Annotated in this window: 1 protein-coding gene and 1 tRNA gene; one reads left to right on the forward strand and one right to left on the reverse strand. The window is 30.5% G+C overall.

What is annotated here, in order from left to right; all coding sequences use genetic code 11:
• Positions 1–371: 371 nt before the first annotated feature.
• Complete coding sequence (locus tag E4T68_RS08650) at positions 372–1,478, forward strand: site-specific integrase (protein ID WP_167753877.1); 1,107 nt, start codon at positions 372–374, stop codon at positions 1,476–1,478.
• A gap of 74 nt (positions 1,479–1,552) precedes the next feature.
• Here the strand turns inward: E4T68_RS08650 and E4T68_RS08655 are convergent.
• Positions 1,553–1,624: transfer RNA gene (locus E4T68_RS08655), tRNA-Arg, on the reverse strand.
• Positions 1,625–1,916 lie beyond the last annotated feature (292 nt).

Raw genomic sequence — 1,916 nt, forward strand, 5'->3', positions numbered from 1 at the left:
GATAGAAACCTCCTTATTACATATCTAAATTAAATGAAAATCCACTTATTAAGTTTATTATACAATAAATCAGTGGACTTTGACAACACAGACATTATGATGAATTAAATTTAAAAGCGAGTAAAAGTGAGTAAAAGCGAGTAAAAGCGAGTAAACAAAATATCCTTAGGAAATACAAAAAACAAGATAATCCCAGGCATATATGAATTCTCGTCCATTGACTTACTCCCATTCGGGAACACAACGTTACTCCTTCGCAAGTTATCTTGTTAAATATATTATACCATAAATATGAAAAAATGCTCACTTTGAATTCAAGGGGGTATCTTTTAACTATAACTTTACAAATCAGCAACAAAGGAGATATATACATGGCTAGTTTTCGTAAACGTGGCAAAACATGGGAATATAGAATATCTTATATTGATAGTAACGGAAAACAAAAACATATTACAAAAGGTGGCTTTGTAACTAAAGGAGAAGCCAAAGTTGCTTCACTAGAAATAGAGAATCAACTAGTAAAAGGTGTAAATATTTTTAAATCGAGCACATTATTTAGCGTGTATATGGAAGAATGGGCTAAGGCTTATAAATATGGAAAACTTTCTGCAAAAACAGAATCTACCATAAAAAGAGTAGTAAAAACGGCAGATATTCTATTTAATGGTTTAACAATAAAAGATATTACTAAGCTATCCTATCAAAAAATTATTAATTCATTTGGACAAAACAAAGCGAAAGCAACCGTTAAAAAGTATCACAACTATTATAAAGCATGTTTTCAGCATGCTGTTGAGGAGGGTATCATACTTATAAATCCAGCAAAAAATGCTGTAATAGTTGGAGATGTCACTAAGACAAAAAAAGAAGACGATAAGTATATTAGTTATGCAGAAGCAAAAAAATTAATTGCAGCCGTCAAAAATAATCTGAAACCAGAATATCTATCGAGTTATATGATTTTAATAGGCTTGTTTACTGGAGCTAGATTCGCTGAATTACTAGGGCTAACTTGGGAGGATATAGATTTTAAAAATCATACTATATCAATAAATAAAAGTTGGGACTATCATTTTACACATGATTTTATCCCAACTAAAACAAAAGAAAATAGAATCATCACAATAGATACTTACACAGAACAACTATTGCAAGATATGAAAACGAACGCTTCACATAATCACAAACGTATTTTCGTTGACGTGACCAATACTAGCATATCAAATAATGCCGTAAATAAAGCACTAGAACATGCGTGTAAACGTGCAGGAATACAAAATATCACATTCCATGCTTTAAGGCATACACACGGCTCTATTCTACTCTATCACGGTGCATCTATATTGTATATTTCAAAACGATTAGGTCATTCTTCAACTCATACAACCGAACAAGTTTATTTACATCTTATTGATGAATTAAAAGAAACAGAAGATATACGTATGCGTGAAGCTATTTCAAATATAAATAAAATATAGTTGTTAATCATAACAACTATATGGACAAAATATGGACAAAACCTTTATAAACATTGATAAATCAACAATGTTTACGCATCCTAAGGGAATCGAACCCCTATTTTAAGAACCGGAATCTTACGTGATATCCATTACACTAAGGATGCATTGTAGCTGTGTATGACACAACTACTAGTTTACAAAAAAACAAAATGAAATGCAAGAATTTATTTAGCTTCATACCATGTTTTTCCGATTCCCGTGTTGTAAAATGAAGTGCAACAAATAAAAATAAACAAAAAAACATGAAAATCAGCTATACTAAAGTTGCCAAACCAAATAGATAGGAAGATTTTCATGTCTGAAGTACATTATACCACAAAACGACACTATAAACACTTAAGTGATAAAGAAAGAAGTCAAATTGAAATATTATTAAACGAGGGCTATACTATTTCA

It is taken from the genome of Granulicatella sp. WM01, from assembly GCF_004570605.1.
Classification (GTDB): Bacteria; Bacillota; Bacilli; order Lactobacillales; family Aerococcaceae; genus WM01.

What these genes read in the sequence shown, in the direction of transcription:
- E4T68_RS08650 (WP_167753877.1), top strand. Translation starts at nt 372, where the DNA reads ATGGCTAGTTTTCGTAAACGTGGCAAAACATGGGAATATAGAATATCT.